At 65.1% G+C, this 12684-nt stretch carries 15 protein-coding genes and 1 tRNA gene; 7 read left to right on the top strand and 9 right to left on the bottom strand.

All coding sequences use genetic code 11. The features are described 5' to 3' along the window. Positions 1-2 precede the first annotated feature (2 nt). From PKA57_RS14280 to PKA57_RS14270, 3 genes are all read right to left on the bottom strand, one after another. Complete coding sequence (locus PKA57_RS14280; protein ID WP_324301715.1) at positions 3-419, bottom strand: nuclear transport factor 2 family protein; 417 nt, start codon at positions 417-419, stop codon at positions 3-5. Positions 420-434: 15 nt separating this feature from the next. Continuing rightward, positions 435-1247, bottom strand: a complete 813-nt coding sequence (locus PKA57_RS14275) for an enoyl-CoA hydratase/isomerase family protein (RefSeq protein ID WP_324301713.1) — start codon at positions 1245-1247, stop codon at positions 435-437. Between the two features lie 74 nt (positions 1248-1321). Beyond that, positions 1322-1663: a hypothetical protein gene (locus PKA57_RS14270; RefSeq protein WP_324301712.1), complete on the bottom strand. Its 342-nt coding sequence runs from the start codon at positions 1661-1663 to the stop codon at positions 1322-1324. 143 nt (positions 1664-1806) lie between these two features. On the opposite strand from PKA57_RS14270, the gene PKA57_RS14265 reads away from it, so the two are divergent. After that, the gene (locus PKA57_RS14265) at positions 1807-2217 is read left to right on the top strand and encodes a DUF6165 family protein (RefSeq protein WP_324301710.1); all 411 of its coding nucleotides are present in this window, start codon (positions 1807-1809) and stop codon (positions 2215-2217) included. On the opposite strand, the gene PKA57_RS14260 is transcribed toward PKA57_RS14265, so the two are convergent. After that, on the bottom strand, positions 2214-3158 hold the full coding sequence (locus PKA57_RS14260) for a glycosyltransferase family 9 protein (RefSeq protein WP_324301708.1): 945 nt from the start codon (positions 3156-3158) through the stop codon (positions 2214-2216). The genes PKA57_RS14265 and PKA57_RS14260 overlap by 4 nt on opposite strands. Before the next feature lie 258 nt (positions 3159-3416). On the opposite strand from PKA57_RS14260, the gene PKA57_RS14255 reads away from it, so the two are divergent. The 3 genes from PKA57_RS14255 to PKA57_RS14245 are packed head-to-tail and all read left to right on the top strand — an operon-like array spanning position 3417 to position 6592. Beyond that, positions 3417-4649: an efflux RND transporter periplasmic adaptor subunit gene (locus PKA57_RS14255; RefSeq protein ID WP_324301706.1), complete on the top strand. Its 1233-nt coding sequence runs from the start codon at positions 3417-3419 to the stop codon at positions 4647-4649. Next, a complete protein-coding gene (locus tag PKA57_RS14250) occupies positions 4646-5386 on the top strand; it encodes an ABC transporter ATP-binding protein (RefSeq protein ID WP_324301704.1) in 741 nt (246 codons plus the stop codon). Before PKA57_RS14255 ends, PKA57_RS14250 begins: the two co-directional genes overlap by 4 nt. A 3-nt stretch (positions 5387-5389) precedes the next feature. After that, positions 5390-6592 (top strand): ABC transporter permease, encoded by a 1203-nt coding sequence (locus tag PKA57_RS14245; RefSeq protein WP_324301702.1) that lies wholly within the window; start codon positions 5390-5392, stop codon positions 6590-6592. A 13-nt stretch (positions 6593-6605) separates the two neighbouring features. Here PKA57_RS14245 and PKA57_RS14240 read toward each other — a convergent pair whose 3' ends face one another. Next, positions 6606-6824 (bottom strand): DUF2061 domain-containing protein, encoded by a 219-nt coding sequence (locus PKA57_RS14240; protein WP_324301700.1) that lies wholly within the window; start codon positions 6822-6824, stop codon positions 6606-6608. A gap of 45 nt (positions 6825-6869) precedes the next feature. Then, positions 6870-6946, bottom strand: a tRNA-Arg gene (locus PKA57_RS14235). A 426-nt stretch (positions 6947-7372) separates the two neighbouring features. Here PKA57_RS14235 and PKA57_RS14230 point away from each other — a divergent pair. Genes PKA57_RS14230 through PKA57_RS14220 form a run of 3 tightly spaced genes read left to right on the top strand, consistent with a single transcriptional unit; the run spans position 7373 to position 10346 of the window. Beyond that, positions 7373-8017: a response regulator transcription factor gene (locus PKA57_RS14230; protein ID WP_324301698.1), complete on the top strand. Its 645-nt coding sequence runs from the start codon at positions 7373-7375 to the stop codon at positions 8015-8017. A 12-nt stretch (positions 8018-8029) separates the two neighbouring features. Then, positions 8030-8893 (top strand): thermonuclease family protein, encoded by an 864-nt coding sequence (locus PKA57_RS14225; RefSeq protein WP_324301696.1) that lies wholly within the window; start codon positions 8030-8032, stop codon positions 8891-8893. 1 nt (position 8894) lies between these two features. Further along, the gene (locus tag PKA57_RS14220) at positions 8895-10346 is read left to right on the top strand and encodes a M48 family metalloprotease (RefSeq protein WP_324301694.1); all 1452 of its coding nucleotides are present in this window, start codon (positions 8895-8897) and stop codon (positions 10344-10346) included. 77 nt (positions 10347-10423) lie between these two features. Here the strand turns inward: PKA57_RS14220 and PKA57_RS14215 are convergent, their stop codons facing one another. The 3 genes from PKA57_RS14215 to PKA57_RS14205 all read right to left on the bottom strand — a co-directional run. Continuing rightward, on the bottom strand, positions 10424-11416 hold the full coding sequence (locus PKA57_RS14215; RefSeq protein ID WP_324301692.1) for a CarD family transcriptional regulator: 993 nt from the start codon (positions 11414-11416) through the stop codon (positions 10424-10426). A gap of 459 nt (positions 11417-11875) precedes the next feature. Then, positions 11876-12214 (bottom strand): ferredoxin FdxA, encoded by a 339-nt coding sequence (gene fdxA, locus PKA57_RS14210; protein ID WP_324301690.1) that lies wholly within the window; start codon positions 12212-12214, stop codon positions 11876-11878. 60 nt (positions 12215-12274) lie between these two features. Further along, positions 12275-12684 (bottom strand): TerB family tellurite resistance protein (locus PKA57_RS14205; protein ID WP_324301688.1); only part of this gene is annotated, 410 nt, incomplete at its 5' end.

The raw sequence follows: 12684 nt of genomic DNA, 5'->3' as shown, positions 1-12684 counted from the left end.
CCTCATGGCGCAAGCTGCCTTTGCATCGAGGCGCTGTCCCGCGCGCCCCAGCGCCGCGCGATCTTTCCGTCCCTCATCTCGAACCATTCCATCGCCACGAGTTCATATGACTTGCCCGTGGGCTCGCTCCCCCGGAAGGGCGCGCGGAAAGTGCCGCGCTCGGTGTAGCGCGCGGCGACCATGTTTCCTTCCGCCACCATGTCCTCGATGGTGAGGTTGAGCCCATAGGCGGCATGGAGATCGCGCCAGACCGGCATTGCCACCTCGTCGATATTGCCCCAGCCGAGCACGCCCTGGATCACCGCATCGGCGGTGAAGAGCGCGCGCAGCCGGCCGAAGTCGCCGGCGTTGAAGGCCGCCACATAGCGGCGCACGATTTCCTTGTTCGCCTCGCCCGTGGCCGGGCCTTCTTCGCCCATGCGTCTTCTCCGTTTTCAGCTATTGGTGAATTCGGGCTTGCGCTTCTGCAGGAAGGCGGCGATGCCCTCCTTCATGTCGTTCGTCTGAGCACAGAGGATCTGGTTGCGGTCCTCCATGGCGATGGCGGCCTCGAGGCTTCCGGCATCGACCGACATGTTGAGACATTCCTTGGTGAGGCGGAGCCCGATGGGCGAGGTCGCAAGCATCTCCTCGATATAGGGGCGGGCGGCTTCCTCAAGCTCGTCGTCCGGCACGACTTCCGAAACGAGACCCACGCGCTCGGCGCGCGCCGCATTGATGAAGCGGCCGGTCATCATGAGTTCGGACGCGACCGAAACGCCGACCAGGCGCGGCAGGAAATAGGAGACGCCGATATCGCAGGCGGAAAGGCCGATGCGGATGAAGGCCGCGTTCATGCGCGCGCTCTCGCCCGCGATGCGGATGTCGGAAGCGAGCGCGAAGGCGAAGCCGCCGCCGCAGGCCGGCCCATGCACGAGGCTGATGATCGCCTGCGGGCAGCGGCGCATGCGCATGACGATTTCCGAAATCGCGCGCTGGCCCCTGAGGCCCGCGACGACGCCGCCCGAATTGGCACCGGGCTCGGTGCGCGATATGGCGCTCGCCTTGAGGTCGAGGCCGGCACAATAGGCCCGACCCGCGCCCTTCATCACGACGATGCGGACGGAATGGTCGGTATAGAGCCTGCCGAAATAATCCTGAAGCTCCTCGGTCATTTTCGGATTGATCGAGTTCAGCGCCTCGGGGCGGTTGAGCGTCAGCCAGTCGACGGGACCATCCTTGCGGATGCTGAGCGTTTCGTAAGCCATGTCTTTCTCCCTGCGGTTTTTCGTTGGGAGAAGATTAGCGCGGGAGCACCGGCCAGCGCGAGAGCGGTGCGGCGCTATTCCTGCCGCGCGTCCATTTCGTCGAGGATGCGTTCAGGGAGATCGAGCCAGCGCAGCGCGAGGATGCCGCCGGGTTCGATCCGCATCACCTCGGCGGCGAAGGGGCGGCCGCGTTCGCGCTTGTGCCAGCGCAGCGTGCCGGCGAGGATTTCGCCGATCGCGGCCTCGCCCCTGAAGGTTTCGAGGCAGACGCCGCCCGCCGACCAGTCCCGGGCGCGATGCTCGGTGCCGCCGATCGCCACGAAGAGCCATGGATCGGACGAGCGCATGGCGGATCGCCGCTCAGGCATTTCAAGCCTGCCGCGCAGACGCTCGACAATGCGCGCGATCAGCGACATCGAGTTCCCCGGCCCTTCCCCATTATGGACAGTTTGCAGGGATTGAGCTCAGAAACCAAGAGATGAAACGCGATTATCGGTCCGTTATAAGAGCAACTGGTTTCAATCCGCGCGCTATTTCATCGAAACGAGACACTGTGAGCATGATCCGCAAGAGCGAAGCGAGGCCGATCCTCATCGAAGTCGGCCCCGGCGAACTGATCGACAAGATCACCATTCTGGAGATCAAATCCGAGCGCATGAGCGATGTGGAGAAGCTCAGGAACGTGCGTCACGAGCTTGGCATCCTCAATGCCGCGCGCGCCGCGCATATTCCGGCCACGGCGGAACTCGCCCGGCTCGAGGCCCGGCTCAAAGAGGTCAACGAGGCGCTCTGGGTCATCGAGGATGACATCAGGCAGTGCGAGGCGGACAGGGATTTCGGCGAGGAATTCGTCGCGCTAGCGCGTTCCGTCTACAAGCAGAACGACAAGCGGGCCGCGCTGAAGAAGGAGATCAACCTTCTCACGGGCTCGGCCATCGTCGAGGAAAAATCCTATACGGAATTCGATTAGGCCGGGCTGCGCTCGAGTTTCGCGCGCAGGTGGATTTCGTCGAGCACGCGCTCGACGGGCAGGGCCGCGAGTTGCTGGACCTCGATCACGGCGAAATTCTCGCGCTCGATGCCGGTGAGGGCGGCGGGCGCATAGTCGCCGAAGAGCGCGAGCCCCTGCGTGCCGAGATGCGAGGCGAGGTGGCTCGGCCCCGTATCGTTGCCGACGACGAAGGCCGCGCGCTTCAGGAGCCCCGCAAGCTCGAACCAGCTGAAGAATCCGCGCGAAGCCCGGAGCTTGATACCCGGGATCGTCTGTGCGAGATCGAGTTCGTCGGGCCCCGGCGCCATCACGACCTCGTGGCCCTCGGCGATCAGCCGGCCTGCGAGTTCGGCGTAATAGGGCCAGCGTTTTTCGGGGTGGCGCGCCGAGCAGCCGGGAATGAGCATGATGTAGGGCTGGCGTACGCCCGCGCCTTCGAGGATCGCGCTCACATCGTCGGCGAGCCATGACACATCGGGCTTGCGCGTGTGGCGGATCGTGAGTCCCGCATCCTTGAGCTGGCCAGCGAGCCGGTCGAGGGTGCGGATCTTTTTCGGGTTCCTCGCGCGGTGCGGGTGGCTGCATCCGGGCGCGGTGCCAGACCAGTTCGTGTGCTGGAAGAACCAGTAAAAATAGGAGGCGGTGCGCGCGGAGTTCTGCAGGTCATAGACCATGTCGAAGTTCCGGGCCTTCAGCTCCCTGCCGAGCTTCCACATGAGATCGAGGCGCCAGCGCGGCGCGCGCGGATCGATCATGACGTGATCGATCCATGGGCAGCGCTCGAAGATGCGGCGATAGAGCGGCGTCGTGAGGACGGTGATGTCGTCGCCGGGATGATTTTCGCGAATGTCGCGCAGCGCGCCTTCGGACTGGATCACATCGCCAAAGGCGCCGTGCTTGATGATCAGGATGCGCCGCATGGCAATCGTCTGCTGCTTCCGGTTTTCCGCCGGCTCCCCCCGGCGTCGCAAGAATGTCACAGCGCCTGCGGCTGCGCGAGGCGAAATGCGCGCGGCCGGGCTACCGCCGGCCCTGCTATATCATGTTTGCGGACTGTGTCCCGGATGAGGCGTGGGGCCATTGCGCGTGAACATATGCCGTATATGAGAAGGCGGTCACCGCGGGGTATGGTCCCCGGAGGCGAAGGGCGGGCATCGGGCGGGTAGCGTAGGCAGGCGATGACGGAAACGAGAGACGAAGTGGCGGCGCGACTCGGCTTGCGGCCGGGCGAGGCGCGGGGCCGGGGTATTCTCGCCTGGGTGAAGGCGCATAAGCGGCTCGCCGGAGGGTTCGGCCTCGCGCTCCTCATCCTCACCGGCGGGCGGCTTCTCGCGGGCGGCGACGATGCGGCCCGGTATGTGAGCGAGCCGGTGACGCGCGGCGACCTCCGCGTCACGGTGACGGCGACGGGCACGGTCGAGCCCGTGATTTCGGTCACGGTCGGCAGCGAGGTTTCGGGCCGCATCGAGGAGGTGCTCGTCGATCACAACGATCATGTGAAGGCGGGAGAGGTCATCGCAAGGATCGACACCACCTCGCTTGCCATTGCCGTGGCGAAGTCCAAGGCCAATCTGGAGGACGCGCGGGCGGCCGTGCTTCAGGCGGAGGCGACGCGGATCGAGGCGGCGGCCAAGCTGAAGCGCTATCGCATGCTCGCCCGGCAGAACGCCATCTCGGAACTCGATCTCGATGCGGCGCTCGCCGATCTCAAGCGGGCGGAGGCCAATCTTGCAAGCGCCAAGGCGAGGGTGAAGTCGAACGAGGCGCAGCTTGCCGCCGATGAAACCTCGCTCTCCAAGGCGATCATCGTGTCTCCGATCGACGGAGTCGTCATCTCGCGCGATGTCGAGCCGGGGCAGACGGTCGCCGCGACCTTCGAGACGCCGAAGCTCTTCACGCTTGCAGGTGATCTCAGCCGCATGGAGCTTCAGGTCAAGGTCGACGAAGCCGATGTGGGCGAGGTGCGCGAGGGGCAGAGGGCGACCTTCAGCGTCGATGCCTATCCCAACAGGCGTTTCGAGGCGCGGATCAGGAGCGTGCGCTACGCAGCGAGCACCACGAACAATGTCGTCTCCTATGTCGCGATCCTGACCGTGGAGAATGAAGACCTCGCGCTCCGTCCCGGCATGACCGCGACGGCGGAGATCGTCACGGCGGAAAAGAAGGATGCGCTTCTCGTGCCGAACGGCGCGGTGCGCTTCACCCCGCCGGGCCTGAAGCCGCCTGCCACCCGCATGGATGGCAAGGGCGCGATCGAGAAATATGTCTGGACGCTCAAGGAGGGTGCGCCCGTCGCCCTTCCGCTTCACCTCGGGCTGACGGATGGGCAGCACACTGAGGTTGTCGGGGGCGAGGTCGCGCCCGGCATGGACGTCCTCATCGACGTCAAGGCCCCGGCGGGGAAGGCATGAAGGGCGGAGCAGCGTCGCACCGCACGGAGCCGCCGCTCATCGAGTTTCGCGGCGTGTCGAAAATCTACGGTCGCGGCGAAACCGAGGTGCGCGCTCTCGACCGGGTCGATTTCACCGTCCGCGACGGGGAGTTCGTTGCCGTCATGGGGCCGAGCGGCTCCGGCAAATCGACATGCATGAACATCATGGGCTGTCTCGATACGCCAAGCGGCGGCGACTTTCTCTTTCGCGGGCTCGATGCGGGCAAGCTCGACCGCGACCGGCGCGCGCTTCTGCGGCGCAACTATCTCGGCTTCGTGTTTCAGGGCTTCAATCTTCTGAAGCGCACGACGGCGCTCGAGAATGTCGAATTACCGCTCATCTATCGCGGCGTGGCGCGGGCCGAGCGGCACAGGCGGGCGCGCGAGGCGCTGGCCGCCGTCGGTCTTGCCGATCGCGCCTCCCACACATCGGCGGAGCTTTCCGGCGGGCAGCAGCAGCGTGTCGCCATCGCGCGCGCCATTGCGAGCGAGCCCGCGCTTCTGCTCGCCGACGAGCCGACGGGCAATCTCGATTCCCAGCGTTCGCGAGAGATCATGGAGCTTCTGCTTCGCCTCAATCGCGAGCGGGGCATCACCATCGTCATGGTGACGCATGAGCCCGACATGGCGGCTTATTGCGGCCGTGCGGTGCGCTTCCTCGACGGGCGGATCGCGGCCGATCTGGCCGGGCCCGGCACGCCGCAAGCAGGAGGGTAGATCATGCTCCTCGAGACGCTTCTTCTTTCCCTCCGCGAAATCCGCCGCAATGCGATGCGCTCCGTCCTCACCATGCTCGGCATCGTGATCGGCGTTGCCGCCGTCATCGCCATGGTAACGCTCGGCGGCGGCGCGCAGCGCAAGGTCGCCAACGACATTTCGGGCCTCGGCAAGAACCTGCTCATGGTCATGCCCGGCGCCCGCCAGCACGGGCCGAGCGCGGGTGCCGCCGCCTTCAAGCTTGCCGATGTCGCGGCGATCGAGCGCGGCATCGACGGGCTCGAGGCCGTGGCGCCGATGTCGACCAGCACCGCGCTTGCAGTCTATGGCAATTCCAACTGGTCGACGACGGTTTCAGGCGCGACGGGCGCCTATTTCCGCGCCCGGCAGTGGAGCATCGAGGAGGGGCGTCTCTTCGACGAGGCGGAGGAGCGCGCGGGCCGCGCCGTCTGCGTGATCGGCTCGACCGTGCGGGCAAAGCTCTTCGGCCAGCAGAGCCCCCTCGGCGTGCGCCTCAGGATCGGCACGAATTCCTGCGAGATCGTGGGGCTGCTCCAGGGCAAGGGAAGCTCGGGCTTCGGCAACGATCAGGACGATGTGGTCATTCTGCCGATCCTCGCCTTTCAGCGCCGCATTTCCGGCAAGGACGATGTGTCGATGATCTTCCTCTCGGTACGGAGCGAGCAGGCGATTTCGCGTGTGCGCGAGGGCGTCGAGGCGCTGTTGAGGCAGCGCCGCAATATCGTGCAGGGCAAGAGCGACGATTTTCAGGTTCAAGACATGCGCGAGATTTCAAATCTCGTCGAGAGAACGACCATGCTGCTCACCGCCTTTCTGGGGGCGATTGCCGCCATCAGCCTCGTCGTCGGCGGCATCGGCATCATGAACATCATGCTCGTTTCGGTGACGGAGCGGACGCGCGAAATCGGCATCAGGCTCGCCATCGGCGCCTATGAGCGCGAGGTGCTGTTGCAGTTTCTTGTCGAGGCGTCCGCGATCTCGCTTCTGGGCGGCGTTCTCGGCATCGCGATCGGGCTTGCGATTTCGGCGGCGGCGGCCGCGCTTATCGGCATACCCTTCGTGCCCGATGCCGGCGTCATCGTGATCGCGTTCTTCTTCTCGGCGGCGGTGGGCGTCGCTTTCGGCTATTTCCCGGCTCGCCGCGCCGCGCGGCTCAACCCGATCGAGGCCCTGCGCTTCGAGTGAGGGGTGGGGCGGGCTATTCGAGGTCGATATGGGCCCAGATGCGCTCGTGCAGGTAATACCAGACGAGCTTCGTCAGGATCTCGCCGAGCGCTATGGCGCCGCCTGCGAGCGGCGCCCCGGTGACGAACCAGGCGATCAGAAACGTGTCGATGCTCGCCGTGGTTCGCCAGCTCAGCGACTTGAGCAGGCTTCGCTTGTTCGACGAGCGCGCCCTGGTCTTCCAAACCTGCATCTGGACTCTCCGTTCGGTTGGGGAGCCAGACCGCGTCTCGATTGGTGGTGACCCCGGCACGATTCGAACGTGCGACCCCCAGATTAGGAATCTGGTGCTCTATCCGGCTGAGCTACGGGGCCCCGGCTCACGGGTGGGCACCCTACGTCAGCCTTTCCCATACTGCAACGATTCCAGAAATGAGCCTATGAGCCGGTTTCCGGCCTCTGATCGCCTGCGTCAGGGCAGGAGAATCGCCGCGAATCGCCTGCAAATCCGGCCGAGTTCGCGCGGCATCCTTATTGCTTGAGGTCTAGAGAGCGCCTGTCTCTGGCCTGAGTGCATAGACCTATGCATGTGGCTGGCTATCGAAAGTTTTCATCCATGAGTGGGAAAAACTCCCCACCGACTATTTACGTTCGGTCCATAATGGGCCTAAATCCAGCTCACCTGCATCCGGAAGTTGTCGTTGGTTGTGTGTCTGAAACTACACACGCAATGATTGCTCCGGTCGAATTCGGGCCCCGCGCCTTCGCTCCGGCGGCGGGCCCAGCTAAGGGGCATCGTTCATGCGCATTCTGATTCTCGGCGAGCAACCCGTCTATTGCGCCGGCCTTGCCGCCATTGTCGGCCGGCTCGACAGCGCCGCGAGCGTCAATGTCAGCGTGGGCGCGCAGGCGCTTTTCGAGGCCCGGCCGGAGGAAGCGGATCTGATCCTCGTCGAACTGGCGGGCCCGGGCACGGCGGACCGGCGCGAGGCGCTGCGCCGCCTTGTGGCGACGCCCCTTTCGCGGGTGGTCGTTTTCAGCGACAAGGATTCGCCGAGCCTCGTGCGCGAGACGATGGAGCTTGGCGTCAGAGGCTTCATCCCGAAGGATCTCGGCGTCAATCTCGTGGAGAGCGCGCTGCGCCACATCGAGATGGGCGGGCGGTACGTGCCCGATTCGCTGCTGAGTTCGCGGCCCGAGGGGTTTGCCGAGGCGCCCGAGGCCTTCATCGCGGGCGGGCAGGAAAAGCTCACGCCGCGCCAGCGCGAGGTTCTGATAGAACTGGGCAAGGGCCGCTCCAATCAGGAGATCGCGCAGGTTCTCGGCATATCGGTCGCGACGGTGAAGCTGCACGTCAATGCGATCCTGCATGCGCTCGGCGTGCGCAATCGCACGGAGGCCGCCATCATCGCTCTCAGCGCGCCGGCGCCCGTATCCGACGACTGACAAGGCCAACCCATGTCGTCCGCCGCGCGGATCGCGATCAGCGGCATCTTTCTTCTGCTGTCATTCGTTCCGGATGCCTTCGCCTGCAAGCTCGGGCGGGGTGAGCCGGTCACCATTGCCGGGATCGAGATTGCGGGGGGCATGGGCGCGGCGGAGCTTCGCCTTGCCGATGGGCGCAAGATCCTGCTCTCGGGTATCGAGGTGCCGCGTCCGGTGTCTGCCGGAGGCAAGGGCGCGAAGCATGCCGATGACGCGCGACGCTATCTCTCCGAACTCGTCGCCCGGGGGCCCGTTGCGCTCAATGCGGGCAAGCTCAATCGCGATCGCCATGGCCGCATCATCGCCTTTCTCATGCTTGCCGATGGCGGCACCGCGCAGGAGCGGCTGGTCGAGGCGGGGTTCGCCCGGGTGAGGAGCGCGCCGGACAGGCGCGTCTGCGTCCGTCATCTTCTCGAACTCGAGGCGCGCGCCCGCGCCCTTTCGCGCGGCATCTGGGCCGATCCCCTTTATGAGCTTCGCGATGCGGAAAGCGTCGAGGCGCTGTCGCGGCTCGAAGGCAGCTTTCAGATCGTCGAGGGACGGGTCGCGCGCGTCTCGGTCATCGCCAGGCGCGTCTATCTCAATTTCGGCGAGGACTGGCGGCGGGACTTCACGGTGACAGTCGAACCCGCCGACGTTAAGCTTTTCGCAGCCGGTGTGGATTCGGTCGGAGATTTGTCGGCATTGGAAGGACGGAGGATCCGCGTCCGCGGCTTCATCGAGCGCTTCAACGGGCCGGCAGTGACGATCACCCATCCCGAGCAGATCGAAATTCTGGACGCCGGGCGAGGTGCGCGGGATGCAGGCAAGACGGACGGAAAGACGCGCGGGAACTGAGATGTTGCGCCGTTCCGGCTTTTCACTGGCGCTCGGGGCGCTCCTGTTTGTTGCGGGCTGCACGACGAATCCCGCCACAGGGCGCACGCATATCGCGCCGCTCATGTCGCCCGAGCAGGAAGCGCGGGCGGGCGCGGACGCCCATCCGAAAATCCTCGAGACCTATGGCGGCGTCTATGGCGACGAGCGCGTCGGCGCCTATGTCGCAAAGGTCACCTCGCGCATCGCCAAGGGCTCGGACCGACCGGATATCGCCTATCGGGTCACGGTTCTCGACAGCCCCATCGTCAATGCCTTCGCGCTTCCGGGCGGCTATGTCTATGTGACGCGCGGCCTGCTCTCGCTTGTCGATGATGAGGCGGAACTTGCAGGCGTGCTCGGCCATGAGATCGGCCATGTCGTCGCGCGGCACAGCGCGCAGCGCCAGACGGCGGCGCTCGGCGCCTCGGTTGTCGGCGCGGTGCTCGGCGCGGTCGTCGGTTCCAGCGCAGTGAATCAGGCCGTCAGTATGGGCGGGCAGGGGCTTCTTGCCAGCTACTCGCGCGATCAGGAGTTCGAGGCGGATACGATCGGCGTGCGCTATCTGGCACGGGCGGGCTACGACCCCTATGCCGAGGCCGATTTCCTGCAAACCATGGATGCGCAGGAACAGCTGAGCGCGCTTGTCAGTCGCCAGAAGCAGAGCGGCTCGGGCATGGACTGGCTTGCGAGCCATCCGGCAACGCCCGACCGCGTGGCGGCGGCACGCGCCCATGCCGATGAAACCGGCATGCAGCCGGGCACGGGCGACCGCCAGCGCGAAAGCTTCATGCGCGCCATTGACGGGCTCATCTATGGCGACAGCCCCGAAAACGGCATCGTCCGTGGGCAGATGTTCATGCATCCGAAGCTTCGTATCGCCTTCTCGGTGCCTAAGGATTTCGTCATGACGAATACGGCCAAGGCCGTCATAGCGCAGGGGCCAGGAAAGACGGTGGTCAAGTTCGATTCGGGACAGAAGGCGCCGGGCACGGATATCGCCACCTATCTCACATCGGTCTGGGCCAAGGGCGTCGAACTCCAGGGGCTTCAGCGTTTCACGATCAACGGCATGAATGCGGCGGCATCGGCGGCCGTCGTCGGGGAGTACAACGCGCAGCTCGTCGCCATCGAGGCGGAGCCGGGCACGGTCTATCGCTTCCTCATGGGAACGAAGCCCGAGGCCGGCACGCGCTACAATGCGGCGCTGAGAGACGTGGCCATGAGCTTCCGGCGTCTTTCGGAGGCCGAGGCTCGCGCGGTGAAACCGCTGCGCATCCGCATCGCGGCCGTGCAGCCGGGAGACACGGTGGCGACGCTCGCCTCCCGCATGGCCTTTTCCGACTACAAGGTCGAGCGCTTCCGCGTCCTGAACGGGCTCGGGCAGGGCAGGCAGCTCAAGCCAGGCATGCTGGTGAAGATCGTCACGGATTAGACGGGCCGGACGAGGCTGCAAAGAAAAGGCCCGGCGCGAGGCCGGGCCCTTAAATCATGTCAGCGCCGCGAGCAGGCTCAGGCGGCTTCGGTCTCATCCTCGGATTCCGTCTCGGGCGCGGCCTTGCCGCCCTTCTCGCCGCGTCCGGAGCCGCCCTGAAGCGCTGCCTCCACGCGCAGGATCGCGGCATCCTCGCCGATCCGCTCCACGGCGGCCACTTCGCGCGCCATGCGGTCGAGCGCGGCCTCATAGAGCTGGCGCTCCGAATAGGACTGTTCCGGCTGGCGCTCGGAGCGGTAGAGATCGCGGACCACTTCGGCGATCGAGATGAGATCGCCGGAATTGATCTTCGCCTCATATTCCTGCGCCCGGCGGCTCCACATGGTGCGCTTGATGCGGGCGCGGCCGCGCAGCGTCTCGATGGCGGAATCGACCACATTCGAGTCCGAGAGCTTCCTCATGCCGACGGCCTGGGCCTTGTTGGTCGGAACGCGGAGCGTCATCTTCTCCTTGTCGAAGTTGATGACGAAAAGCTCGAGCCTGTAGCCGGCGACTTCCTGCTCCTCGATGTCGAGGATCTGGCCGACGCCATGGGCCGGATAGACCACGAATTCCTTGGCCTTGAAGGCGGGCTTCGCAGGCGCCTTCTTCTCCTCCTTGGTGGCCTCGGCCTTGGGGGCGGCAGCCTTCGGCGCGGCGGCCTTCGCCTCCGGCTTGTGGGCTTCCGGCTTATGGGCCTTCGGCGCCTCGGCCTTTGTCTTCACCGCGGGAGCCGGAGCCTTCGCAGCGGCCTTCGCTTCAGGCTTGGCGGCCTTGGCGGGGGCGGGCTTCTTCTCCGCCGTCTTTGCCACGGCCGGCTTCGCCTTGGCGGCGGGCTTCGCGGCGGCCTTGGGCGCCTGCGAGGCAGGTTTCGAGGGCGTCGGTTTCGTGCTTCGGCTCGGTTTCACGGATGCGCTGGCAGCCTTGGCCTTGACCCTCGCGGGTTTGGCCGGCGCCTTGGCCGCACCGGATTTCGCCTTGCCGGCCGAGCCGGCGATGGACTTGGAAGCCTTCTGCGCTTTGGTCGTCATAGGATTTCCTAACCCATAGGACTAGGCCTGAAGATGTTCTTCCGGCCGGTCCTGTCCATGTATGCGAAACGAAACTGCTCCGTCAAAAAGCCTGACCCTGCCCCTGACGCCGTAAAACGCCACGGGATTCGGCCGTTCTTGACCTTGTGCTTTTCACGCAGGGCCGACCGGCAACTCGCTTGGCCGATCCGTCCTCTGCCGCTATCGGGAGACCGTTCCGGCTCCAGATCGCTGTACCAAAGACCTAAACTAAAAAGTTTAAGTCTTGATTGTCGGGCTTTCTTGTTCAGTTCGCGTTTGTCTCGCGAAATTTCAAACTTGAGACAACATACCACGAACGCCGCCTAAAGGGAAGGCGGGCCTCGCAAAACCCTTTTGCAGGCATGGACATAGGCCGGAGCGGGCCTGCCGCATTATGTGCGTTATGGGGACGAAGCGCGCCGGGGCGCTGCCCCCGCGTCAGTCGCCCTGGCCGGGCTCGGCCGAGAAATACTTGTCGAATTTTCCTTCCACGCCCTGCCAATCATCGGCATCGGAGGGTGGCTCGCGCTTCACCGTGATGTTCGGCCATTTCGAAGCATACTCGGCATTGACCTCAAGCCACTGCTCGAGGCCCGGCTCGGTGTCGGGCTTGATGGCCTCGGCGGGGCATTCCGGCTCGCAAACGCCGCAATCGATGCACTCGTCGGGATGGATGACGAGCATGTTGTCGCCTTCGTAGAAGCAATCGACGGGGCACACCTCCACGCAATCCATGTATTTGCAGCGGATGCAGGCTTCGGTCACAACGTAAGTCATCTCACTCTCCATCGCGTCCGCCATCCCGCCGGCGGGCGCTTCTTCGTCCGTTCGGACCCGTCAGGACCGAGGTTCCATGCCGAGCCGGGCGAGCACTCGCTGGCGCGCCTGCCCTGAATCCCGGTCGGGAACGTATATCAGGCCAGCGACACGCCGCAACAGGTTGGCTTCATAGTCGTCGAGTTGGCCATCGGCGTAGACGACCTCCCACATTTTTTCAATCAGCGCGATGCGCTCCTCCTCGCCATAAGCGCGCTTGATCGTTTGCGCCCAGCGAAAAAGATCCATCGTCCCGGCTTCCTCGCCCTCGGCGGCGGCGATCAGCCGGTCGACCTCTTGCGGCGAAAGATGAAACGCGGCAGTGGCGATGCGACGGATCGTTTCGCGCTCATCGCTCGTGAACTTCGCATCCGTCGTCGCAGCGCGAATGAGAAGCGCTACCACGGCGATCTGGAGATCGTCGAAGCCGC

This window comes from Parvibaculum sp., assembly GCF_035325945.1.
Classification (GTDB): domain Bacteria; phylum Pseudomonadota; class Alphaproteobacteria; order Parvibaculales; family Parvibaculaceae; genus Parvibaculum.
This window is presented reverse-complemented; position numbering and strand designations above follow the sequence as displayed.